Annotated in this window: 13 protein-coding genes and 1 pseudogene; 10 read left to right on the top strand and 4 right to left on the bottom strand. The window is 58.8% G+C overall.

What is annotated here, in order from left to right:
• The 10 genes and pseudogenes from IVA81_RS01790 to IVA81_RS01745 form a co-directional block, all read left to right on the top strand.
• A pseudogene (locus IVA81_RS01790) lies at positions 1 to 319 on the top strand (chitooligosaccharide synthase NodC); the annotation flags it as partial.
• 22 nt (positions 320 to 341) lie between these two features.
• The gene (nodS, locus tag IVA81_RS01785) at positions 342 to 971 is read left to right on the top strand and encodes a nodulation methyltransferase NodS (protein WP_247311336.1); all 630 of its coding nucleotides are present in this window, start codon (positions 342 to 344) and stop codon (positions 969 to 971) included.
• An 11-nt stretch (positions 972 to 982) separates the two neighbouring features.
• Positions 983 to 2,695, top strand: a complete 1,713-nt coding sequence (gene nodU, locus IVA81_RS01780; protein WP_247311334.1) for a nodulation protein NodU — start codon at positions 983 to 985, stop codon at positions 2,693 to 2,695.
• Between the two features lie 4 nt (positions 2,696 to 2,699).
• Positions 2,700 to 3,614, top strand: a complete 915-nt coding sequence (nodI, locus tag IVA81_RS01775) for a nodulation factor ABC transporter ATP-binding protein NodI (RefSeq protein WP_247311331.1) — start codon at positions 2,700 to 2,702, stop codon at positions 3,612 to 3,614.
• 3 nt (positions 3,615 to 3,617) lie between these two features.
• The gene (locus IVA81_RS01770; protein WP_247311328.1) at positions 3,618 to 4,406 is read left to right on the top strand and encodes an ABC transporter permease; all 789 of its coding nucleotides are present in this window, start codon (positions 3,618 to 3,620) and stop codon (positions 4,404 to 4,406) included.
• A gap of 199 nt (positions 4,407 to 4,605) precedes the next feature.
• Positions 4,606 to 6,618 carry a carbamoyltransferase gene (locus IVA81_RS01765; RefSeq protein ID WP_247311325.1) on the top strand — a complete coding sequence of 671 codons (2,013 nt, stop codon included), beginning with the start codon at positions 4,606 to 4,608 and terminating at the stop codon, positions 6,616 to 6,618.
• A 194-nt stretch (positions 6,619 to 6,812) separates the two neighbouring features.
• On the top strand, positions 6,813 to 7,787 hold the full coding sequence (locus tag IVA81_RS01760) for a nodulation protein NodZ (RefSeq protein WP_247311321.1): 975 nt from the start codon (positions 6,813 to 6,815) through the stop codon (positions 7,785 to 7,787).
• Between the two features lie 1,000 nt (positions 7,788 to 8,787).
• A complete protein-coding gene (locus IVA81_RS01755; protein WP_247311350.1) occupies positions 8,788 to 9,555 on the top strand; it encodes an SDR family oxidoreductase in 768 nt (255 codons plus the stop codon).
• Positions 9,556 to 9,817: 262 nt separating this feature from the next.
• The gene (nifA, locus tag IVA81_RS01750) at positions 9,818 to 11,572 is read left to right on the top strand and encodes a nif-specific transcriptional activator NifA (protein ID WP_247311318.1); all 1,755 of its coding nucleotides are present in this window, start codon (positions 9,818 to 9,820) and stop codon (positions 11,570 to 11,572) included.
• A 422-nt stretch (positions 11,573 to 11,994) separates the two neighbouring features.
• Complete coding sequence (locus IVA81_RS01745; protein WP_247311315.1) at positions 11,995 to 12,861, top strand: electron transfer flavoprotein subunit beta/FixA family protein; 867 nt, start codon at positions 11,995 to 11,997, stop codon at positions 12,859 to 12,861.
• A gap of 486 nt (positions 12,862 to 13,347) precedes the next feature.
• On the opposite strand, the gene IVA81_RS01740 is transcribed toward IVA81_RS01745, so the two are convergent.
• The 4 genes from IVA81_RS01740 to gmd form a co-directional block, all read right to left on the bottom strand.
• On the bottom strand, positions 13,348 to 14,697 hold the full coding sequence (locus tag IVA81_RS01740; protein ID WP_247311312.1) for an MFS transporter: 1,350 nt from the start codon (positions 14,695 to 14,697) through the stop codon (positions 13,348 to 13,350).
• 987 nt (positions 14,698 to 15,684) lie between these two features.
• A complete protein-coding gene (gene glmS / locus IVA81_RS01735; protein ID WP_247311309.1) occupies positions 15,685 to 17,511 on the bottom strand; it encodes a glutamine--fructose-6-phosphate transaminase (isomerizing) in 1,827 nt (608 codons plus the stop codon).
• Between the two features lie 218 nt (positions 17,512 to 17,729).
• Positions 17,730 to 18,707 (bottom strand): GDP-L-fucose synthase, encoded by a 978-nt coding sequence (locus IVA81_RS01730; RefSeq protein ID WP_276578175.1) that lies wholly within the window; start codon positions 18,705 to 18,707, stop codon positions 17,730 to 17,732.
• A complete protein-coding gene (gmd, locus tag IVA81_RS01725) occupies positions 18,688 to 19,773 on the bottom strand; it encodes a GDP-mannose 4,6-dehydratase (protein ID WP_247311306.1) in 1,086 nt (361 codons plus the stop codon). The genes IVA81_RS01730 and gmd overlap by 20 nt, the downstream gene beginning before the upstream one ends.
• Positions 19,774 to 23,488: the final 3,715 nt, after the last annotated feature.

Raw genomic sequence — 23,488 nt, 5'->3', positions numbered from 1 at the left:
GATTCGATGCAGCGTGGCGGCCCTTCGTGCCGGCGAGCTTCGATTTATCGGCTTCTCGCTGCACACCCCGATCAACATCTTCCTCCTGCTCCCGATGAAGGCCTATGCGCTCTGTACCTTGAGCAACAGCGACTGGCTCTCGCGCAAAGTAGCGAAATCATCAGACGTCGATGAATCGAAGGCCTCGATCGAAGACGCGACAACTGGACCAAGCCTTAACCCGGCATCGGAAACGCCTGGCTCAATTCGCGGGGCAGGTCTTTCGCGCGCTCCCTCGCAGCTGATCGCGTCTGATGGCATTGCGGCCGCGACTGACTGACAGCTTTGTAGGGGATTTAGTGGTGAACGTGGACAAGACATATCAATCGTTGCAACGGGAGCTGACTAACGATGACCCGTGGCGGCTTGACGACAATCCGTTCGAACGTGAGCGTCACACTCAATTACTACGGCTATCGCTGTCGAACGGCGCCGTCTCAACCTGCCTCGAGATCGGGTGCGCGGCCGGTGCATTCACAGAGAAGCTCGCTCCTCACTGCAAGCGGCTCACGGTCATCGATGTTATGCCGCGAGCGATCGGTCGAGCGGTCCAGCGGACCAAGAGGTGGTCGCATATCAGCTGGGCGGCGACCGATATTCTGCAGTTCTCGACCGAAGAGCTGTTCGATCTGATCGTGGTCGCCGAAGTTCTCTACTATCTCGAAGACATGACACGGATGCGTACCGCAATCGACAAGATGGTGAAGATGCTTGCTCCAGGTGGGCATCTGGTCTTCGGATCTGCACGTGATGCCACCTGCAGGCGATGGGGGCATGTCGCTGGCGCCGAGACAGTCATCACGATGTTGACTGAAGCGCTCATTGAGGTCGAACGCGTTCAGTGCCAGGGGCAGTCGGCTGACGAAGACTGCTTGTTGGTCCGCTTTCGCAATCCGGAGCGATCTTCGATCCGTCCTAACGGCCGAGCTTGAAAGGAGCCACTATGCGTATCTGCGGTATCAAGTTGACGCATGACGGGGCAGTCGCTCTGATCGAGGACGGCCGGGTGGTGTTTTGTGTCGAACAGGAGAAGCTGAACAACAATCCGCGTTATCAAACCATCGACAACCTGGATGCCGTTGTTAGCGCCTTGGCGGAGCACGGGCTGGATCCGAGCGATGTTGATCAGTTCGTCGTTGATGGCTGGGATGGAGAGTTCGAGTCGCAGTTTGAACTCCTTAGTGGGACGACGACCATCAAGCTCAAGGGCGCGCCGTATGTCGAACGGCAAGGCGATAGCCCCCTGACGTCCCGCGATGGCATCGGCCTCATGCTTGATGGGAAGCTATATCCCTATCAAAGCTATCCCCATGTCACCGGGCACGTAGCATCCGCATACTGCGCCAGCTCGTTTGCCAAATCCGCACAATCTGCTTTCTGCTTGGTGTGGGACGGCTGCATGTTTCCACGCCTCTACTATGTCGAGCCCCACGGCATCCGGTTCATCGAGTGCCTGTTTCCGATGATAGGTCACGCCTATGCGACGGCAGGACATCACTTTGGACCTTACAGGCGGGCAGACCGGACCAGCTGGGATCTCGGTATTGCCGGCAAGCTGATGGCCTATATCGCGCTGGGATCGCCCGACGAGGACTGTATTAAGACGTTTCATGAACTTTATGAGGCGCACTTTGCCACGGATGCTGAGGGCGCTTGTCCTGAGCTTGGAGAGATCAACAGCTCACAATCGCCGCTTGAAGCTCTGCACGACTTCTTCGATGCGTGCGCAATGCGATTGAAGGAAAAGCAAGCCGAAGACGTCCTTGCGTCATTTCACGTCTTTCTAGAGCGTCTGCTGGTTCGCACCATTGCTGATGTGGTGGAGCGGCATTCGGATCTTGCGGGGGCGCGTAACCTCTGCATAGCCGGCGGCTGTGGCCTGAATATTAAGTGGAATAGTGCATTTCGTGCGACCGGCCTGTTCGATATCGTGTGGGTGCCGCCCTTTCCGAACGACAGCGGCTCAGCCATTGGTGCTGCTTGCTCTGCACTGGCGGCACAGCAAGGCTTTAGAGCTCTGGAATGGTCGGTCTACAGCGGACCGGCCGTGCGTCCCAGCGAAGTCCCGCCCGAATGGGAGGGCGCGCCCTGCACTATGGGCGAACTTGCGGCAATCCTCGCTTGCGACAAGCCCGTGGTCTTCCTTGCCGGGCGTGCCGAGCTCGGACCGCGAGCCTTGGGTGGCAGAAGCATTCTCGCGGCTGCGAGCTGGGAAGGAATGAAAGATCATCTGAACGACATCAAACTTCGTGAGCATTTCAGGCCGGTAGCGCCGATATGCCTGGAGGATCGTGCCGCGGAGATTTTTAGCCCTGGAATACCCGATCCGTACATGCTGTTCGATCACCAGACGCGACCGGAATGGCGGGACAAAATTCCCGCCGTCGTGCATCTCGATGGATCTGCTCGTCTACAGACCGTTTCCAGAACCTCTCAGCATAAAGTGGCCGAGCTTCTCGTCGAGTACGAGAAGCTCACAGCCATTCCGCTGCTTTGCAATACCAGCGCCAATCTGCATGGATGCGGCTTTTTCCCGGATGCTGCCGCCGCGTGCCAGTGGGGACGCATCGATCACGTATGGTGTGACGGCCTGCTTTGGACAAAAAAGCGCGCGAGAGAGGAAGCGGCGCGAACAACGTCCGTGGCGATGGCGTAAGCAAATGTCAACCGCGGCAGTCGACCTTTTCCAGGTGAGCAAGTTCTACGACGACAGGGTCGTCGTGGACGCTCTTTCGTTTACGGTCTCGCCGGGAGAGTGCTTCGGTCTGCTGGGACCAAACGGCGCGGGTAAAAGCACGCTTGCGCGTTTGATCCTGGGTGTTGCATCGCCCGACGCAGGTAAGATATGCGTGCTCGGCGAGCCAGTGCCGGCACGGGCGCGCTTGGCGCGCCGGGGGATCGGGGTTGTCCCACAGTTCGATAACCTTGATCTTCAGCTCACGGTGCGCGAAAACTTGCTCGTTTTCGGGCGCTACTTCGCCATGAGCGCGGCTGAGGTGGAAGCGGTCACGCCGTCACTGCTCGAATTCGCGCGCCTGGAGAACAAGGCGGATGCCCGCGTCGCCGAACTGTCCGGCGGCATGAAGCGACGCCTGACGTTGGCACGGGCCCTCATTAACGACCCGCAGCTCTTGGTGCTTGATGAGCCGACGACCGGCCTCGATCCGCACGGCCGTCACCTGATCTGGGAACGCTTGCGCTCGCTATTAGCGCGCGGCAAAACGATCCTTCTCACCACCCACTTCATGGAAGAGGCGGAGCGACTGTGCGACCGCCTGTGCGTGCTTGAGCACGGCCGTAAGATCGCCGAAGGTCAGCCTCACGCGCTGATCGAGCAGCAGATCGGCTGCCAAGTGATCGAGATTTACGGCGGTAATCCGCATGAACTGCTGCCGCTGGTCAGACCCCAAGTGCAGCGCGCTGAGGTGAGCGGGGAGACGCTGTTCTGCTATGTCACGGATCCAGAGCAGGTGCGCCTCCGACTTGCCAACTGCACGGATCTGCGCTTTCTGCAGCGTCCTCCAAATCTGGAGGATGTGTTCTTGCGGCTAACCGGGCGAGAGATGAAGGACTGAACGATGTGGCAACGTTTTGCGCCGGCGCTCCCCGCTAATCCATGGAACTGGATCGCGGTATGGCGCCGCAATTTTCTGGTCTGGCGGAAAGTCGCTCTGGCATCGATTCTTGGGAATCTGGCCGAGCCGATGAGCTCTCTATTCGGTCTCGGTTTTGGCCTTGGAATGATCATAGGTGGTGTTGAGGGGACCTCATACATCTCGTTTCTGGCGGCTGGCATGGTCGCCACAAGCGCGATGGTCTCCGCAACCTTCGAAACGATCTATGCGGCTTACGCTCGCATGCAGACAAATTGCACGTGGGAGGCAGTGCTCTGTACGCCCCTTACGCTCGGCGACATTGTTCTCGGTGAAGTGGCATGGGCAGCGAGCAAGGCCTTGCTCGCCGGGACCGCGATCACGATTGTCGCCGTCGCGCTGGGTTACGCAGAGTGGTCATCCATCCCCTATGCGTTACCAGCCATCGCCCTCACTGGCGTTACTTTCGCGAGCCTCGCAATGGTCGTTTCAGCACTTGCACCGAGCCACGACTATTTCATCTTCTACCAGTCGCTCATTCTCACGCCCATGATGTATTTGAGCGGGACGATCTTCCCAATGAGCCAGTTGCCCGGTTCATTTCAACGCATCGCGGCCTTATTGCCGCTGACTCATTCGGTCGATCTCATTCGTCCAGCAATGCTCGGTCGGCCGGTCGACAGCGTCGGATTGCATGTGGGCGCACTTTGCATCTACGCAGCATTTCCCTTCCTCGTCTCGGCCGTACTGCTTCGGCAGCGCCTGATGCGGTGAGAGGAACAAGACCTAAAGCGAAGCATCGCGTGTGCGAGATGAGATATCGGGCGTAACGAACTTCCGATCGCGGGCGACGCTTATGTGAGCATCGTCACGCTAGCGATGCCCGATCGGCCCCGCGGCGACGTGCGGCCTACTCCCAAAGCAAGCGATACGAAATAGGCCAACAGGCCTCTCAGGATTAACGGAGAACAAGATGCTGTGTCTAGGATTGAGTGGCGGCCTCGACAGGGTCTATGAAAACCCCCTTGGACTACCGAACACGTTTCTGCACGACGGCGCCGCGGTACTTGTCAAGGACGGGCGCGTGATCGCTGCCGTGGAAGAGGAGCGCCTCAACCGGATCAAACATTCAAACAAGCTCCCGAGCAGTGCGATTGAATACTGTCTTGCAGCCGCGGGTGTGGAGCTTCGCGACGTCGATCGTATTGCGTTCTACGCTACTGAAGCCTATTGCAATGCGATGCTCGAACGGTTGTTCATCTCACAACCGGAAATCTCAATTCCGCTAGATGCGAATCTGCTGTTACGGCATCTTCTAGCGACGGAGTTCGGTACCCAAGTTGATCCTTCGCGGGTGTCATTCGTAGGCCACCATCAGGCCCATGCCGTGAGCGCTCTGGCGATGTCGGGTTTTGAAGAAAGCCTGGTCCTCGCGATCGACGGTTGTGGCGACTTCCTCTCGGGTCTCTTGGCGGTCGGGTCGGGCACCGAAATGACCGACCTTATGACGTTTCCAGAGAATAACTCTCTCGGACTGTTCTATCTAGAGACGATCCGATATCTCGGCTACGGCCTGTTCGACGAGTATAAGGTTATGGGACTGGCTCCTTACGGAGATCCCGCACGCTATCGCGAGCTCTTTTCCCAATTTTATGAGCTCTCCGCAAACGGTGGCTACCGCGTTCACCTCGAACGTATCGGCCCGGCATTGCTGCGCAATATCGAGGTCCGGCGAAAGGGAATGCCGTTCACGCAACAGCATCGAGACGTGAGCGCATCGTTGCAGGAGGCGCTGGAGCGGATCGTGTTTCACATTCTTCGGCATTACCGTGAGTCGACCGGAATGAAACGGTTGTGCCTGGCTGGCGGGGTGGCCCACAACTGCACGCTGAACGGAAAACTCCTGTATTCAGGCCTGTTCGAAGACATCTTCGTGCAGCCGGCTGCGCATGACGCCGGATGCGCATTGGGCGCGGCACTGATGGTGTCGAACGAGGCCGGGCAGCCTGCGCCCCGCGAGCGACTACAGGCGGTTTATTGGGGGCCAGATATCGGCAGCGACGACAGCATCGAACAGGAACTGAAGGGATGGGCCGGACACCTCGAGATTGAGCGGACCGCTGACGTCGCAACCAGAGCAGCCGAGTGGATCGCTGATGGCGCCGTGATCGGGTGGGTACAGGGCCGATCGGAGTTCGGCCCTCGTGCGCTCGGCAACCGTAGTATTCTTGCGGACCCGAGGCCCGCGGCGAACAAGGACCGGATCAATGCGATGGTCAAGAAGCGCGAGAGTTATCGACCATTTGCGCCATCGGTTCTGGAGGAGGATGCGGGCGCGTTCTTTGAGTTGCCGGATGGTCGCGCAGAATATCCCTTCATGAATTTCGTCGTTCGCGTGCGCGAATCCAGGCGTGCTTTGCTGGGCGCGATCACGCATATCGATGGTACGGCTCGGCTGCAAACGGTTTCCCGCACGAACAATGCCGCCTATTGGGAACTCATCAATGCGTTCAAGAGCCGGACAAGCGTCCCGATTCTGCTTAATACGTCGTTCAACAACAATGCCGAACCGATCGTAGATTCCGTTGCCGATGCGATTACGGCGTTTTTGTCGACCGAGCTGGATGGCCTTGTGGTCGGTTCATTCCTCGTCAAAAAGCGGGCAACAACGCTCGAAAGCTGGACTGCACTCGCTGTATCACTGCCGCCCCATGTATCTCTTTACAGAGTTCGCGCTCATGCGGGCCGAGAACGCCAGGAGACAGTCTGCGAGATCCGCATGGGTCACTCCAGCCAGGACAGCGTGCGCGTCTCGCATGACCTGTTCGACATGCTGATGCAAATTGAGAAGGAAGCTGTTCTTGCCGATCTTCTCGCCAGGGTCACCTCTGACAGGACTAGGCGAGAAGCTCTCGTGAACGAACTGCGCGGGCTCTGGGATCTGCGCCGCATTCGGCTGCATCCGTCACAGACTGCGCGATCGTAAAAGGTGAGTAATGCGGAAGAGGGCTCTTTGGACGCCTCTTGCATGACCTGCCAATCGCGGTGCCGTGGAGGAGGGCTTGCGGGTTGATCGCCTTGCGTCCAGGTGACCAGCCGTCCATTGGCGTGGATCGGAATCGCAGATGAGTAGGTGCGCCACACAAAACTGATCTTGCGCAACGAGAAGGGTTTGATAACTTGACCAAGGAACGCTTTGTTATTTCTCGGAGGCGTACCGGCTTTGGTGATTGCCTCTGGTCGCTGGCGTCAGCTTGGTCGTACGCGCAGCGGACCGGGCGGACGCTCGTCGTTGACTGGCGCGGTTCCTGCTACATCGACCAACCGTTCAGCAACGCCTTTCCGGTGTTCTTCGAGCCGGTTGAGGACATCGCTGGAGTGCCGGTGATTTGCGATGACCGAGTCAACCAGCTCTCGTTTCCCGGACCGTTCTTCCCGCGGTGGTGGAATAGGCCATCGATCGACTGCATCAATCGTCCGGATGAGCAGATCTTCCGTGAACGTGACGAACTGACCGAGCTGTTCCAGGCAAGAGAAGATAGCGAAGCCAACACCATTGTCTGTGACGCTTGCCTGATGTGGCGTTGTGGCGAGGAAGCCGAACGACTGATCTTTCGGAACATCAAGCTCAGGTCTGAGATTCAAGCGCGGATCGACGCCTTGTATGAGGAACACTTTAGCGGCCATAGCATCATTGGCGTTCATGTTCGGCACGGCAATGGCGAAGATATCATGGAGCATGCGCCGTACTGGGCCGATTCGGAGCTCGCCCTTCGTCAGGTCTGCATGGCAATCCGTAAAGCCAAGGCTTTGCCATATCCAAAGCCTGTAAAGGTCTTCCTGTGCACGGACAGTGCACAGATTCTCGATCGCCTATCGGGTCTGTTTCCCGATGTCTTCGCCGTACCAAAACGTTTCCAGGCCGATCGGGCAGGGCCGTTGCATAGTGCGGAAATGGGAATTGAAGGTGGAGCTTCCGCTCTCATCGACATGTATCTTCTTGCGCGATGCGCTACCGTGATCCGCTTTCCCCCCACCAGCGCCTTCACGCGCTATGCCCGTCTGCTCGTGCCACGGATCATTGAATTCGACCAGCGCAATCCGGAGCAATTGACCATGGTCGATAACCCATACGAGCATTTCGCGGCTTCATGAAGCGCCAGAATCTGAGCCTGAGCAGTGGCGGGCTAGATCATCAGCCTGATACTGCTGGCTTCGACACCATCGAGTTTCGCAACGTCTCGCAGGAACGGTGGATGGCGACTTCCGTCCCCAAGCGACGGCTGACCGGCGCACTACCACGGATGCGGTGCGGGTGGGAGGGCGAACGCCTGCGAAGCGTAGGCCAATGCCGGTGGGCGCCGGCGGCCTTGCCCCGCAATGCTTCGGGCCCTCATGTGTAAGTCGAGTCGCGCGGAAAGGTTATGGTCCTGTCATTATCCGGCCCAAATCCGCCATCGCTGGCCAGACGGTGAAAAGCACGGCAATGGCGGTCCGGGTCGCCGAGGAAATCTGACGTAACAGACGGTAACGTCAGAATGTCCCAGCAGCAAGGAGGCGCGTCCGGTAAATGGATCGCCTTTGCTGGGCGACCCTTTTGCGGTCAGCTCGTTTTCTGGACGACGGCCTTGTTCATGCTCCGCTCGCAGAGTCCTTTCGGACGGAGGTGTGATGAACCGCGCGGCCGGCGGCCCATCGATATTGCTCAAGAGCCGCATGTGCGGCCGCGCATACCACGGCTGAGAGCAACTTGGACGAACTGGCCATTAAATCCTGATCTCTGCCAAAGGCAGCTAACCTATCTCGTCTGGCGCGCATGACCCACAGACCACTTGTGGAGGGCGACGCAGTCAGCTCGCCATGGAAACACCAGCCTCTCGGCTCGAAGACGTAGCGCACGCAGTGGGCAGCACCCGGGAGCTCGACGACAGCCATTGCTGCGGCGTTGCTGGTGTCGAAAAGCAAACAGGTCAGATGTTCGGAACCTGCCATTTGCGTCGCAAAAGCGCGCCACCTGTGCCCTGCATCGCTCTGGCCCGGATCCTGCACCAGGCGCACAGGCGAGGGGAGCGGAAGAGAATCGCGTGTGAATCTACGTCTACCAGATGACAATGCGGTCGCAGCTCAATCGTCGGAAACGGATCCTCGCGGTCCAATTCACGCCGATGGAGCGGGCCGTCCGCTGCGTGAGCGGAAGACGCTGGTATTGACCGGGGCATCGCGCGGGATCGGTCGCGCCACCGGAAGATTGTTTTCGGAAGCCGGTTGGCGCATCATTTCTTGCGCGCGCCAACCATTCGACGCGGTGCGCTGCCCATGGGACTCGGAGGGGGATAGCTATATCGAAGTAGACCTGAGCGATCATCGGACGCTGCCGCGCGTGATTGCCCAGATAAAGGAGCGCCTTGCCGGCGCACCGCTGCAAGGACTGATAAACAATGCCGGAAACTCGCCAAAAACGCCAAACGGTGCCCGGCTGACGTCGCTGGCGACCTCAGTCGATACTTGGATGAGCGTGTTCCACCTCAATCTGGTGGCGCCGATCCTGCTCGCTCAGGGTCTGTTCGATGAGCTAAAAGCGGCCTCAGGCTCGATCGTCAATGTGACTTCGATCGCCGGCGCGCGGGTGCATCCATTTGCAGGCACGGCATATGCGACGTCGAAAGCTGCGCTCGCTTGTCTCACGCGCGAAATGGCGCACGATTACGCCTCACATGGCATTCGCGTCAATGCGATCGCGCCCGGCGAAATCAAGACGGACATTTTGTCGCCTGACACGGAAGCGCATCTTGTGCCAAAGATCCCACTTCGCCGAGTGGGTACACCCGAAGAGGTCGCCAAGGTCATTTTCTTCCTATGTTCAGATGCGGCAAGTTATGTCACTGGCGCCGAAGTGCCGATCAATGGCGGGCAACACTTGTGAGTGAATCCGCCCCTGGCGAACCCGGCTAGTCGGAGCTTCATCGATGGAAGCCATGTTGGCCGGGGCGAATCCGCGCAGCGAGTTGGAAAGAATAAAGCGGCAAATCTAGTCACTGTAAGTACTGCCGGCGTGCCATGGAGAGGCGTCATCTCTCGCCCCGCCCCTGAGAACTGGATGTCAGATCGAGGCAGGCATGCAACACGAGTCCAACAAGTCCGATCGAGGTGACGGGGAGGATCAAGAAAGGAACGGAGAAGTCATTATGCTGGACAGCGTTTCCCTGCGCGAAAAACCAAACTCAACCTCCGACGCGGATCCCTCCGCTAGTATTCTGCGGTCGCAAGAGAAATCGCTAAGCACGATCTTTGAAATAGCGCACACGCTCACCGGCCTATGCCAGCTCGAAGCCAAGCTGGCGAGCGTCATCGAGCGTCTGCCATCGCTCGTGCAGATGCGGCGCGGCATCGTATGTCTGTTCGATCATGACGGGGTGCCCGAGATCATTGTAGACGACGGCCGGAGTGAAGGGCGCGACGCGCGTTGCGCGGTGCGCTTGCCGCAAGGAGCAATTGATCAAATTGTGGCGACGGGGCGGCCTCTCATCGTCGAGAACGTAGCGCTGCATTCGATCTTCAGTTCTTCGGACGTCGAGATGCTAGATGCCGCCGGTAATACGCGTGTTGCGTTCATCGGCGTTCCCATAGACATTGACGAGAAAGTTGTCGGTACGCTGAGCATCGACCGCATCGCAGACAACGGGACGCATGCGCAGCTCGAGGACGACCTCGGCCTGCTGACGATGGTCGCAAGCCTTCTGGGCCAGACGGCGAAGCTGCATTGCGTTCTTGCGCGCGATCGCGGGCGGCTTATGGACGAGGAGTTCCGGCCGCAGAAGCAGCTGTCCGAGCTCAAGCCTCATGGGCGGGAGCGTAAGAAGGTCCAAGTCGAGGGAATTATCGGCGACAGTCCGGCGCTGCGCGCGTTGCTTGAGAAGATCGAGCTGATCGCTAAATCGAATAGCACCGTTCTGTTGCGCGGCGAATCGGGTACCGGCAAAGAGCTGGTCGCGAAGGCTATTCACGAGCGTTCAGCGCGCGCCAAACGCCCCTTTATCAAGCTGAATTGCGCAGCCCTCACCGAGACGGTGCTGGAATCCGAATTGTTCGGTCACGAGAAGGGGGCGTTTACGGGCGCATTCAACGCGCGCAAGGGTCGCTTCGAGCTCGCCGACAAGGGAACGTTGTTTCTGGACGAGATTGGAGAGATCTCGGCGTCGTTCCAGGCGAAGCTCCTGCGCGTGCTTCAGGAGCAGGAGTTCGAGCGGGTCGGCGGCAATCAGACGATCAAAGTCGACGTCCGCGTGATTGCAGCCACGAATAAGAATCTTGAAGAGGCGGTGGTAAGGAAGGAGTTTCGTGCCGATCTCTATTATCGCATCAGCGTGGTTCCTCTGCTACTGCCGCCGCTGCGCGAAAGACGCACTGATATTCCGCTTCTCGCCGCTCGATTCTTGAAGAACTTCAACAATGAGAACGGCCGTGCTCTGGTCTTCGATTCAAGTGCGATCGACGTTCTTGTGAATTGCGGATTTCCCGGTAATGTCCGCGAGCTGGAGAACTGTGTGCAGCGGACCGCGACCCTGGCGCACGGATCGTCGATCGTAAGAGACGATTTTGCCTGCTGCCACGGGCAATGCCTGTCGGCCACGCTATGGAAGTGCGGGCCGGAGCAAGTGGCGCGACAGCCGAGCCCGATAATGTCACTCCCCGCGAGGCTGAGCATGCCGCCAACACAAGCTGTGGCACACGTTCAGCCGGTCGGTAGCGAACTGACGCCGCTAGAGCCGCCCGGCCGACCTGTCATAGGTGCCGCCAAGGTCACAGATCGCGAGCGCGTAATCGCGGCGATGGAAAGGTCCGGGTGGGTACAGGCCAAGGCGGCGCGCCTGCTTGGACTGACGCCGCGCCAGATTGGCTATGCCTTGAGAAGGCACGGTATCGAGATCAAGCGCTTCTGAATAAAAAGTCGGGCTCGCGTCTCTCTCGCTCGCCCGGGCGCGGTAGGAGAGCGTGCGCAAGAGGCGGTACTCTGGTCCATGAAGCGGATACGAAACCGATGTGCTCTGCTTGGGGGTGGCCCATGCCGGGAAGCGTAAGCCCTCTTCGCGTCAGCCGGGTGCTGGTCATCGTCTGCTTGCAATGTATTCGCCCTATGAGAAAGGATTAGGTGTCGGACTAGCGCAAGATCGCGGCCGCGCCGTTTCTGCCGCGACTCAGATCAGAGAGAGATCACGTCCGCTTTGCGCAGCCCGTCGCAGTCCCGACAACGGTCTCACCGTCAGTCGCCAGCCATTGCATTCGTCCCTCATCAGCGAAATGCCTGGGGTGGTATGACAGTTGCTATTCGTGGGGAGCCTGCTCAACATCTTAGGAGAAGCATATGCACAGCATCGTCTGCATCAAACAGGTCCCCGACTCCGCACAAATCCGCGTGCATCCTGTCACGAATACGATCATGCGTCAGGGCGTGCCGACAATCATCAACCCATATGATCTGTTCGCACTGGAAGCTGCGCTCGAGCTACGAGACAAGTTCGGCGGCGAAATCACTGCTCTGACAATGGGGCCGCCGTCGGCCGAAGAATCTCTCCGAAAGGCGCTGACATTTGGTGCCGATCGTGCTGTCCTGCTCACTGATCGTAGTTTCGCGGGCTCCGATACGCTGGCGACGAGTTACGCGCTGGCGTGCGCGATTCGCAATATCGGGAAGGAATATGGCCCACCAGACGTCATATTCACTGGCAAGCAGACTATCGACGGCGATACGGCGCAGGTGGGGCCTGGCATTGCGAAGAGGCTCGGGGTCCAGCAGCTTACTTATGTTTCCACAATCAAAGCGTTGGACTTCAAAGTACGCACGATCGATGCGGAACGGCGCTGCGAAGGAGGAGTCCAGGTGCTGCGTTCCAAGCTTCCTTGTCTCGTCAGCATGTTAGAGGCAAGCAATCAAATTCGCCGCGGTGCAATGATCGATGCCTTGCGTGCGGCCCGTGCCTCAATCGTAAAATGGAGCGCTCAAACTGCCGGCGTGGATGACATGGCCAAATGCGGTCTGAGGGGGTCGCCGACTGTCGTCAAGCGTGTCTTCGCGCCCTCCGCAAGAGCGGAGAAGGCGACGTGGGTGGAAGCGGCCGAGCAGCCGGCGCAAGCGTTGATCGACGCCATGTTCAAGCGCAACCCTACGCTCGAGACGGAGCTCGCACAGCTTGCGCGCGGTACCTCATCCGCGCAAACTAGCGGTGCGTGAAGTCGCGGCTGATCGAGCGGAGCCAGCGATGGCCTGGGTCGTGGTCATGCATTGGCCCGTCGCTCGGTGCACCAGGCACGATTCAAGCTTTTCGACCGCTCGCCAAGGTTTGGCGAGCTGCGATACACCGGTCCACTGGGGAATTCATGCAGCCTCAAGACGTGCCCGTTAAGTTTGCTTGGCAGCGCACGTGGAGTTCGCGCGAGGGATGTATCTCCCTCGCGCGAGCTCTGCCGTGTTTCAAGGAACCGCAAAGTGCGAGCATTATCATCGCGCCGCTCGACCACAGAACGAATCGAGCGTGGCGATAGTGCTCAGCCATTCGCGGTCAACATCAGCGACGGCTCGTCCCGATACTGCTCGATATTGCATAGGAAGAACCGTGACCCGCAGAGTGGCACGCGGACCACCGTGAGATCACGGCAAGGACCGCCACGCACCCCGTTCAGTTTAGTCTTGGACGTGAAGGTCCCCGTGGGCGCGCTGCTAATGCGTGGTAAATTGCGCGCTTACGGCCCGGCTAGACCGCTCGGGTCGCGACAGCTTCGCAACTCTCTTGGTGTTTCCTGGATAAATCGTGAGTGCGGCGATAATGCCGAGCAAAGCTGCAAACATCAACCAGAAACCCGGCGAAGCCTTGTCGTCGGTCCGATCGATCAGCCAAGTCGATGCGAGCGGCGTAAAGGTGCCAAAGAGAGCTGCGGCGAGTGCGAAGGCCAAAGAAAAGCAGGTTGTGCGAACGTGCTTCGGCACGATTTCGACCAGAGCGCCCAACATGGCGCCGCCATAGGTGCCAAAGTAGAACGAGAACATCATCTCCACTACCAGCATCTTGCCAAAGCTTGGGTCGGTCACAAGCCAAGACAACGCCGGATATACAGTCACCAAGGCAAGGCCGGCAATGGTCAGCAAGACCGGCTTCCGACCGATTCTGTCAGAAATCGCGCCGCCAATTGGGTTCCAGATGAAGTTCGTCACGGCGACCAAAAGCGTCACCAAGAGCGTGTTCTGCGAGGACAGCTGCAATACGTGTTTGCCGAACGTAGGCGTGTACACCGTGACGAAATAGAAGGTCGTGGTCGTCAGCATCGCGATCATCATGCCGAGAATGACAATGCGCCAGTTCGCAACTGTGGAGGCAAAGACTTCGCGGGCCGTTGGGTGGGTCTTCATGACCAGAAACTCCGGAGTTTCCTCCAGCGTCCGGCGCAGGAAGAAGATAAGCGGAACGATCAAGCAGCCAAGGAAGAATGGGATCCGCCAGCCCCAGGCGGCAACCATTTCGGCCGGAAGTGCTTCGTTCAAAAAATATCCGATAAGAGCCGCGACAAAGATCGCAACCTGCTGGCTCGAGGACTGAAACGATGTGTAAAAGCCGCGGTTGCCCGGAGTGGCAATCTCGGAGAGGTAGACGGAAACGCCGCCAACCTCAACGCCGGCTGAAAAGCCCTGCAACAGCCGTCCGAACAGCACGATGGCGGGTGCGGCAATGCCGATTGTTGCATAGCCGGGACAAAAGGCGATGATGACGGTGCCAATAGCCATGATCGAAAGCGTGATGATCAGGCCTTGCCGACGGCCAATCCGGTCAATATAGGCTCCAAGCACAATCGCGCCAACAGGTCGCATCAAGGCCCCCAGCCAGAACACACCGAAGGTGTTAAGCAGTGAAGCGGTTTCGCTTCCTGATGGAAAGAACGCGTTTCCGATGGCACTGGCGTAGAACCCGAACAAGAAGAAGTCGAACTGCTCGAGGAAGTTGCCGCTCGTCGCACGTAAGATGGCGCCAATGCGCGATTTGGCATTTGACGCATGCGCGATGGACGCTGGTGACATGGCGAGTTTCCTCTCGGTTTGAAATGGCCGGTTCCGGAGAAAATCTCACGCCAGCCGAGTGCAGTTTCATGGCCGCGAATCTGCCATCAGGGCACTATCGACCAACCCGTAAGCGCCTGACGTTTCCGGCATATTTTCGGCAATTGCCGCAAACTCGCACAGTTTTTCGGGCGTTATTCCGCTCGCGCCGCTGGAGTGACTGTCAAGCTACTGAAACCTCGGGCAATTCTCGGTGACAAGGTTGTTGTCTGTGGCGTGGCCGAATTTCTCATTGAGCGCATCGACATGCAATGAAAAGGAAGGGCGAGATGCATGGCATACGAGCGGCAGAGAAGAGCTCCGTGAGATGTCGTGCTAGAACAGCTCGCGAGCCTGCGATTGGGGCCGAGGTGCGTTAGCATCTCACCCGATGTCCAGCGATTTGGCCTCGAGTTGCTCAAGTTAACCTGAGGTTTGACGGAAAAGATTTGGTAAGCGTGCTGGCGATGGAGCCCGTCCGATAGCGCCGATCGCCATGCTCGGCAAGTGCCACGTTGTCCTTCGAAGCGAGGCACGCCTTGTACTTGAGGGGCGCTGCGGTCCGAATGCGGTCCAAAACCCGCGCTGAGGGGGGAGGAACATAGCGGGCCTCCTCAGCGATAACGGGCATTCGTTTGGATCAATCGAACAGGTTCATCTGGCTTCCACGCCGCATGAAAAACCTGGATGTTTGTCACGAATTATGACCAGGTCCAAGCAATCGGAATGCCGTGATAAGCCATACGCGACTCCTTGCTTGCCGGAGGCAACGCCACGCCAGCCTCGCAACCTGATTGGCCGTAGATTTTGCACATGAGTCTCAGCCTCCGTAAGCAAGGGCTATGAACCGGCACAAACCATGCGGTGGCATCGGGCCAAGAGCCGGGCGGCACATCGTAGTTCGATCTGACCGAGGCTTGTGCGCATTCGGAATCTGACCACGACAATTCCAGGTCGCGTCACCTTGCCTTATTCGACGGTTACCGATTTCGCGAGATTTCGGGGTTGGTCGACGTCCGTGCCCATCAAGATGGCCGTGTGGTAGGCCAGAAGCTGCACCGGAATCGCATAGACAATCGACGTAAATGTCGTACCCATCTCCGGCAGCACAATCGTCGCGAGTGAATCCATGGATACCTCTGCGGCTCCCCGAACGTCCGTTATCAAGATAATCTTGCCGCCGCGTGCGGCGACTTCCTGCATGTTCGAGATGGTCTTTTCGAACACCCGGTCGCAGGGAGCAATGACGATTACGGGAACGCTCTCGTCGATCAAGGCGATCGGGCCGTGCTTGAGCTCTCCGGCCGCATAGCCCTCGGCGTGAATATAGGAGATCTCCTTCAGCTTCAGTGCCCCTTCCAGAGCCAGTGGAAACGACGTGCCGCGACCAAGATATAGCACGTCACGCGATTTGGCGATGTCGCGTGCGAGCTTCTCGATCTGCGGCTCGCTGGCAAGCGCCGCTGTAACTAGCCGCGGAATTTCGATCAGCGCTCGCACGAGATTGACCTCGTCGCTCTCCGGCAATTCACCGCGCGCCTTGCCAGCAGCGACCGCAAGCGCCGCCAGGACGACCAACTGGCATGTGAACGCCTTGGTCGAGGCAACGCCGATTTCAGGTCCGGCGAGTGTCTGCAACACTGTCCCGCTTTCGCGCGCAATGGTCGAACTCAGTACGTTCACGATCGAGAGGGTATGCAGGCCTTGCGATTTGGCATAGCGGAGCGCGGCCAGCGTATCGGCCGTCTCGCCGGACTGCGAGATGAAGATAGCAAGATCTCCCTTGCGCATCGGCGCCTCACGATAGCGAAATTCGGAGGCGACATCGAGCTCGACCGGAATACGGGCCAGCCGCTCGAACCAGTATTTGGCGATATGGCCGGCGTAGCCTGCCGTACCGCAAGCCGTGATCGAGATATGTCCGATCTCGTTGAAGTCGAACGGAAGCTCCTGCGGCAGTGCCACGCTCTCGGTGACGATATCGACGTAATGCGCCAGCGTCTGCCCGATCACCTCTGGCTGTTCGTGGATTTCCTTCGCCATGAAGTGGCGGTAGTTTGCTTTCTCGACGAGAACCGACGACGCGCCAGATTTCATCACCTCCCGGCGGACAACTGTGCCTTGTGCGTCGTAGACCACGCTGCAGTTGCGGTTGAGCACAGCCCAATCGCCGTCCTCAAGGTAGGTGATCAAGCCGGTAAGGGGCGCGAGCGCGATAGCATCCGATCCGAGATACATTTCGCCTTCGCCATGCCCGATCGCGAGTGGTGAGCCCTTGCGCGCACCGATCATGAGGTCGTGTTGACCCTTGAACAGGATTGCAAGCGCAAACGCGCCGACTAGCCGCGGCAGCGACGCTTTTACTGCCTCCTGCGGCGAGCAGCCATCTTTCAGATAAAAGTCGATGAGATGCGTCACCACCTCGGTGTCTGTATCAGAGGCGAAACAGGCGCCATGCTGTTTTAGCTCCGCTCGCAGCTCGCGGAAATTCTCGATTATGCCGTTATGGACGACTGCAACATTGTCTGTTGCATGCGGATGAGCATTGTGCTCCGTCGGTTTGCCATGAGTAGCCCATCGCGTGTGCCCAATCCCGACATGGCCTGAGAGCGGATGGCAGCGAACGCGTGTCTCAAGGTTCCTCAGCTTGCCCTCGGCGCGTCGAAGCTCGATATGGTTTCCTTTGAGCGTTCCGATGCCCGCTGAGTCGTAGCCGCGATATTCCAGTCGCTTCAGTGAATCGATGAGACGATCCGCGACCGGACCGCGCCCCAAGATGCCGACAATTCCGCACATTTAATCAGTTTACCTCAAGTTCAAAACAGAGCGTCCCGCAAGGCGCGCCTGACCAATTCGCTCGCTATAGTTATCGGCCAGTCTAGCCGTGCCTGCCCTCCATCGGGCACGCGGCACCCGGAGGTGCGCGAGCTCCAAGCAACACATAGAGCCTGTCGAATTCGCCGGAAGATCCTAAAGCAACTTTCTGGCAATCGGACAATGAGCGCCGTCAGCAGTTAGCAGCTGCATGAGTCTCTCGTTTTGTCCGATGTACTCGATACCGCCAAGAAGGCCTGGTAGGTCTGCCGCATTCCATCTACAAGCCATGTCCTCGCGCGCCAGCCGAGGCTTGCGAGACGGCTGACGTCGAGCAGCTTGCGCGGCGTGCCGTCGGGGCGCGAGGTGTCGAAGGCGATCTCGCCGCTGTAGCCGACGACCTCGGCGACGACACGGGCGAACTCGGCGATGGTGATGTCCTCGCCTGTGCCGATATTGATCAGCTCCGGTCCCGAATAGCTCTTCATCAGGTGCACGCAGGCATCCGCCATGTCGTCGACATAGAGGAACTCGCGCCGTGGCGTGCCGGTGCCCCACACGGCGACACTCCTTGCGCCCGCGACCTTCGCCTCGTGGAAGCGGCGGATCAGCGCGGCGACCACGTGGCTCAGTTCGGGATGATAATTGTCGCCGCGGCCATAGAGATTGGTCGGCATCACGCTGATGAAGTCGCTGCCATACTGGCTGCGATAGGCTTCCGCCATCTTGATGCCGGCGATCTTGGCAATCGCATAGGGCTCGTTGGTCGGCTCGAGCGGGCCTGATAGCACCGAATCCTCGCGCAGCGGCTGTGGGGCCAGCTTCGGATAGATGCAGGACGAGCCCAAAAACATCAGCTTTTCGGCACCGTTTTGATGCGCGGCCTGGATCACGTTCGCGGCAATCGCGATGTTGTCGTAGATGAACTCGGCGCGCAGCGTGTCGTTGGCGACGATGCCGCCGACTTTTGCGGCGGCGAGGAAGATCACTTGCGGCCGCGTTTTCGCGAACCAGTCGAACACGGCCGCCTGGTTGCAGAGATCGACCTCGCGCCGGTCGACCGTGACGAGCTGCACGTCCTCCCGCGCGAGCCGGCGCACCAGCGCACTGCCGACCATGCCGCGATGACCTGCGACGTAGACGCTTTTGCCCTTCAGGTCAAACGGTGCGCTTGCCATGGGCCGCCTCTCGTTTTGCTTCCGCCAGATCGCTTGCCATCATCTCCTCGACGAGCTGGGCAAAGCTGCGCTTCGGCTTCCAGCCGAGCACCTGTTGCGCCTTGCTGGCGTCGCCGACGAGGAGATCGACCTCGGTCGGGCGGAAGTAAGTGGGATCGATTTTCACCACCGTCTTGCCGCTCTTGCTATCGACGCCGGTCTCGTCGACGCCTTGGCCCCGCCATTCGATGCGGCGGCCAACCTGCGCAAAGGACAGCTCGACCATCTCGCGCACCGAGCGCATCTCGCCGGTCGCCAGCACGAAGTCGTCGGGCTTGTCGGCCTGGAGGATCATGTGCATGCCCTCGACATAATCCCTGGCATGGCCCCAGTCGCGCTTGGCCGAGAGATTGCCGAGATAGAGCGTCTGTTCGAGCCCGACCTCGATACGCGCGACGCCGCGCGTGATCTTACGGGTGACGAAGGTCTCGCCGCGGATCGGGCTCTCATGGTTGAACAGGATGCCGTTACTGGCGAACATGCCGTAGGCCTCGCGGTAGTTCACCGTGATCCAGTAGCCGTAGAGCTTCGCCACGCCATAAGGCGAGCGCGGATAGAACGGCGTGGTCTCCTTCTGCGGGATCTCCTGAACGAGGCCGTAGAGCTCGGAGGTCGAGGCCTGGTAGAACCGGGTCTCCTTCTCCATGCCGAGGATGCGGATCGCCTCGAGCAGCCGCAGTACGCCGATCCCATCGGCATTGGCGGTGTATTCCGGGCTCTCGAAGCTGACGGCGACGTGGCTCTGGGCGGCGAGATTGTAGATCTCGGTCGGCCGGATCTGCTGCACCAGGCGGATCAGATTGGTCGAGTCCGTCATGTCGCCGTAGTGCATCAGGAACGGCACGTCCTCGAGATGCGGGTCCTGGTAGAGATGGTCGACCCGCGCAGTGTTGAACGAGGACGAGCGCCGCTTGATGCCGTGCACGACATAGCCGAGCGACAGCAGATGTTCGGCGAGATAGGCGCCGTCCTGTCCAGTCACGCCGGTGATTAGAGCGACCCGCCGTTTGCTCTGTTGGTTTGACAATTCGTTGCTCTGCGCAGGCTAATGTCGGTCCCCGATCGACGACGTCGATCGCGTCTGGCCTCTTCGAATGCGGAAGCGTCACGCTCTCGAACTGCCGAGTTCTGGGCTCTGTATAGGCATTGCATCGATCGCTCAACTGTACGGAGGTAAACCTTCCACATTGAAAGGGTTTTGAAGGACTATACGAAAGTTTGCAGTCCGGATGATTTCGTTCGGCCTTCGTCAGGCGTTTCTCGGCGTGGGTGCGACCAATGAAATTGCGCCGCGGATAGGAGATAAGCAGACCCGTTTGGCCGAGAAGCGTTCCACAGTCCCTGCGTGCTCAACTCGCGCGTCGAGCCAGCGAGTTTCCCTCATTTCGTGTCCTTGCCCAAAAGTTTTCCAGTCTTGCTGTTCATCCAGTACAACTGCGAGCAAGCCGGGCAAACAAAGCATTGAAATTCGTTCTCTGTCGCGCAGTACTTATCATCCCTGGACAATCATGTTGGTGATCTGGCAAGCAAAAGTGAAGGCGCGCATATTGCCTCTGTGCTGTTTGAGTTCACAGAAAAACGCTGCATGAATGAGGCCAGTGCACCTGCTATACGGGACCTCAAGGGGTTTATCGCGACGATCAGTGTGCCCTGTGCCCCCGAAGGACGAATTCAGTAGCGAAAAGCATCTGGCGGTTCATTGCTCGCGCGTGGCCACGGAAACAACAACAATGGTGCGTCTAACGCGCGGACGATATGGCTCAGAAGGTCAGTGCTCGGTTCGGCGACCATTCCATTGATTTGCAGCCCCTCGGCAGAAAGAAGTCGGATGAGCTGCTCGTGGAGCGGTCGACCCGGGCTTTTAAACCACGTGCCCCCCGCTCGAATGCGCCGAAAGCAGCGTAAGCTTTAGAGACGCGTCCTCGAAATGGATCGCCGGCTTATCGGGTCCGAACGCGGCGTTGCGCTCAATCAAGGTGCCGAGATCAATCTTCAGTCGCTCGCGGGTCTAAACTTCCACATCATTTCTGTTCCAAGGCGCTCACATGAGCTTCTCAATACTCGTTCGTCAGGTCTTGATGGGCCTCATTGCCTGGATAGGCGTTCGGCCCTGGGGCAATCGTCAGGCCTGAACGTCGAGCAGATCCAGCTCGCGGATCTATCGGCAGCTCTCTTGCCGTCACGTTGACTGCTGCCCATGCCTAGCAATTGCGCGCGCTCGTCTCGGATTACTGTTGGTCATCTAGTCTGCTTTCCTTCAACGACGCTGCGTCCGTCCGACCATGGCATGACGTGCATTCGGGAATGGTGATAAGCGCACCATGATGACAGCTTTTGGCGAGGTCCCGTCACAACGGGTTCGCCGCACATATACGCGGTTCCAGGATCGCCATTCTTAAAGCCAACAATGGCCCGGCATTGGCCCTCACAGTGATCGACGAGCAAGACCCTGTTGGATCCATCGGGTCCTCTCACATGACCGCTCCGGGATACCGCATCAATCTCGCGGCGGCTGGTTGGGCACTCAGTGCCCGCAAACGTATTTCGAAGCCTCCAAGGCTGGATTGGTCCTTCTTACATGCGGGCGATCTTGTCTTCATACGGCTCGGCGATCTGCGTGGACAGGACAGAAACAGCGGTCTTCGCAGTGAGCGCGATCCTCAGCCGCTTTGGCAGAAGACCTCTCATCGCAAGCGATCGTCCTGCTCCGCTTTAGCACATGAATTCTGAAGCGACCGAACATTGGTGCTCCCCAGCTGGGCACTCTACAATCTGACGCTACGTACGGTTCAATCCCCCTGCGGGCTTATCGCGTGAATATGTCGAACCCGTCTTCGTTCCCCAGGGGCCAGCCGCAAGGCGAGGAGGGCGGGAGGCGCTTCACCAAGGCAGTTGGCTTTCGGTATTCGTCGTCTGCGGAACGCGCAGCTCGGATCCGCTCGAATGTGCGCGCATAGCTACGCCCAGCTGTGTGGCTGCTCCTCGCTGGCTACGAGTGACCAAGCGAATCAATCAAGCTAACTTGAATGTGTGGATAGGAGCTGCCGCGGCGCCGGAATCAATCGTCCATGGCTAGAATGCTCTGTCGAGTCTGTGCGAATTGGCTTTGTCTATCCAGCCGAGCTCTCCCGCTGTCACCATCATAATGGGGCTGCTTCCCGGGAGTTGTCGGTGCCGCGGCGGCTGAGCAGAATAGGAAACGAGACCAATCGGCAGCGCGTTAATCTGGTCAATGAGCCAAACTCCCGTCAAGGCACCCAACAGTGACTCCGCCGTTCTAGATAACTTTGAACTATGGACCTCGAAAGGCGCCGTCAGGTGCAGGCCACGCCGGGTTGATCATCGCGGGTTCGATACTTGTGGGAAGATTTGCCGGGCGTCATACGTTGGAAGCCCGCGCCTAAGCGGTACTCAGCCCTGGTCCCGTTGAGAGCATCGCGGCTTGGGTCCAGATTGGCGCGTTTGCTACAATCGTTGTTGGTATCAAAGAGTTGCTATGGCGCCTGCAACTACAGATCGGCCGGGGGAAAGACGGCGGTTTTGCAGGCAATCAAATGGCTGTTGGAACGAGCGGCGCAGTTGGCCATGCTCTCTGATGGGCGGGCGGGGCCTCGTAGCGGCGCCGATCGGCGTTCCTCCCATTCATCTTGAGGCGCGAGCGATTGTTAGGCCGGCATTCTCCAGCGCATCCAAAATCCTGTCAGCAACCGCCCGCGGATCGCGCTGGTCCTCTATGCTCACGTTACAGGCCAAGGTAGCTGCGATGATCGCGTGCGCTGTTTTGCGCTGGAGGCAATCGTACTCGGCATACTCACCGCAAGTATTGCAGTTGATCACTGGTCGGCCGCTCCAGGGATCGTGCATTGCAATCTCGCACCAGTTATCTGTGTGACATTTCGGACAGAGCATAGATCGAGATTTCCTTGTGGTCTGACCTCGCGCGCTCCATGGCCATCAGTTGAACGACTGCTTGGTAGCCAAAGCGGCAGAAGTCATTCTACTCCGGAGGCCGTGTTGCCCGTCGTTGGATACGAAAAAACACGATGGAGGCGGCGACGGAGGCAATCGAGGCACCCGAAGGGGGGCTCCGGCATGAGCGACCAGTTGACGCATCTCTGGCGAGCATGCTGGCAACCGTCTATGCCTACAGCTACCTGTTTCGGCGTGAGCAAGCTATTGCAGGTTCGCCGCGGCCACATCAGGGCTACGTAAGATGAGTATGGCCTCCAACTTCCATTCTACTCTGAGTGGCGAGGCCCCGATCTCCGGACGGGGACCTCTGCGTGAGCAATCTCTCGAATCGGGCAATCGCCACGCGACGATGGTGCTCCGATCTTAGCATCCAGTTCTCCTGCAGCCCGGCTTCATCGCGACAGCTTGCAAAGATGCCGAGGCGGCCTCACTGCGGCGTCCCGGGGCAACGCGGGCGTTCTGCAATCTGGGCGCCAAATGACACAATCAAAATTGTGTCGCTCGGAAGCTGTTGTACGGCCAAGCACGGTCGCCAGCTGTAAGAAGACCCTACAATCTGACGCTACGTACGATTCAAGTCCTAATATCGAGAGTCGCGCATTTCGCGCGCCTCGCCTCGCTTGCGTTTGCTGCGAGCGGCTTGTCGCTTCTCAGACATTAACGGAGCGGGCGCCAGATAACGGCAAATGAGGTGCTTTTGCGAAAGCCAACCTACGGGATCTTACGTAGGGCATGTGTCGCATTTTCTTGATCTAAAAATTGCATCGTCT

Source organism: Bradyrhizobium sp. 141 (genome assembly GCF_023074055.1).
Taxonomy (GTDB): domain Bacteria; phylum Pseudomonadota; class Alphaproteobacteria; order Rhizobiales; family Xanthobacteraceae; genus Bradyrhizobium.
Note: the sequence above shows the minus strand (reverse complement) of the source record. Positions and strands in the feature narration are given on the sequence as shown.

What these genes read in the sequence shown, in the direction of transcription:
- nodU (WP_247311334.1), top strand. Translation starts at nt 983, where the DNA reads ATGCGTATCTGCGGTATCAAGTTGACGCATGACGGGGCAGTCGCTCTG.
- nifA (WP_247311318.1), top strand. Translation starts at nt 9,818, where the DNA reads ATGCTGGACAGCGTTTCCCTGCGCGAAAAACCAAACTCAACCTCCGAC.
- IVA81_RS01770 (WP_247311328.1), top strand. Translation starts at nt 3,618, where the DNA reads ATGTGGCAACGTTTTGCGCCGGCGCTCCCCGCTAATCCATGGAACTGG.
- IVA81_RS01740 (WP_247311312.1), bottom strand. Translation starts at nt 14,697, where the DNA reads ATGTCACCAGCGTCCATCGCGCATGCGTCAAATGCCAAATCGCGCATT.
- IVA81_RS01745 (WP_247311315.1), top strand. Translation starts at nt 11,995, where the DNA reads ATGCACAGCATCGTCTGCATCAAACAGGTCCCCGACTCCGCACAAATC.
- IVA81_RS01765 (WP_247311325.1), top strand. Translation starts at nt 4,606, where the DNA reads ATGCTGTGTCTAGGATTGAGTGGCGGCCTCGACAGGGTCTATGAAAAC.
- glmS (WP_247311309.1), bottom strand. Translation starts at nt 17,511, where the DNA reads ATGTGCGGAATTGTCGGCATCTTGGGGCGCGGTCCGGTCGCGGATCGT.
- nodI (WP_247311331.1), top strand. Translation starts at nt 2,700, where the DNA reads ATGTCAACCGCGGCAGTCGACCTTTTCCAGGTGAGCAAGTTCTACGAC.
- IVA81_RS01730 (WP_276578175.1), bottom strand. Translation starts at nt 18,707, where the DNA reads ATGGCAAGCGCACCGTTTGACCTGAAGGGCAAAAGCGTCTACGTCGCA.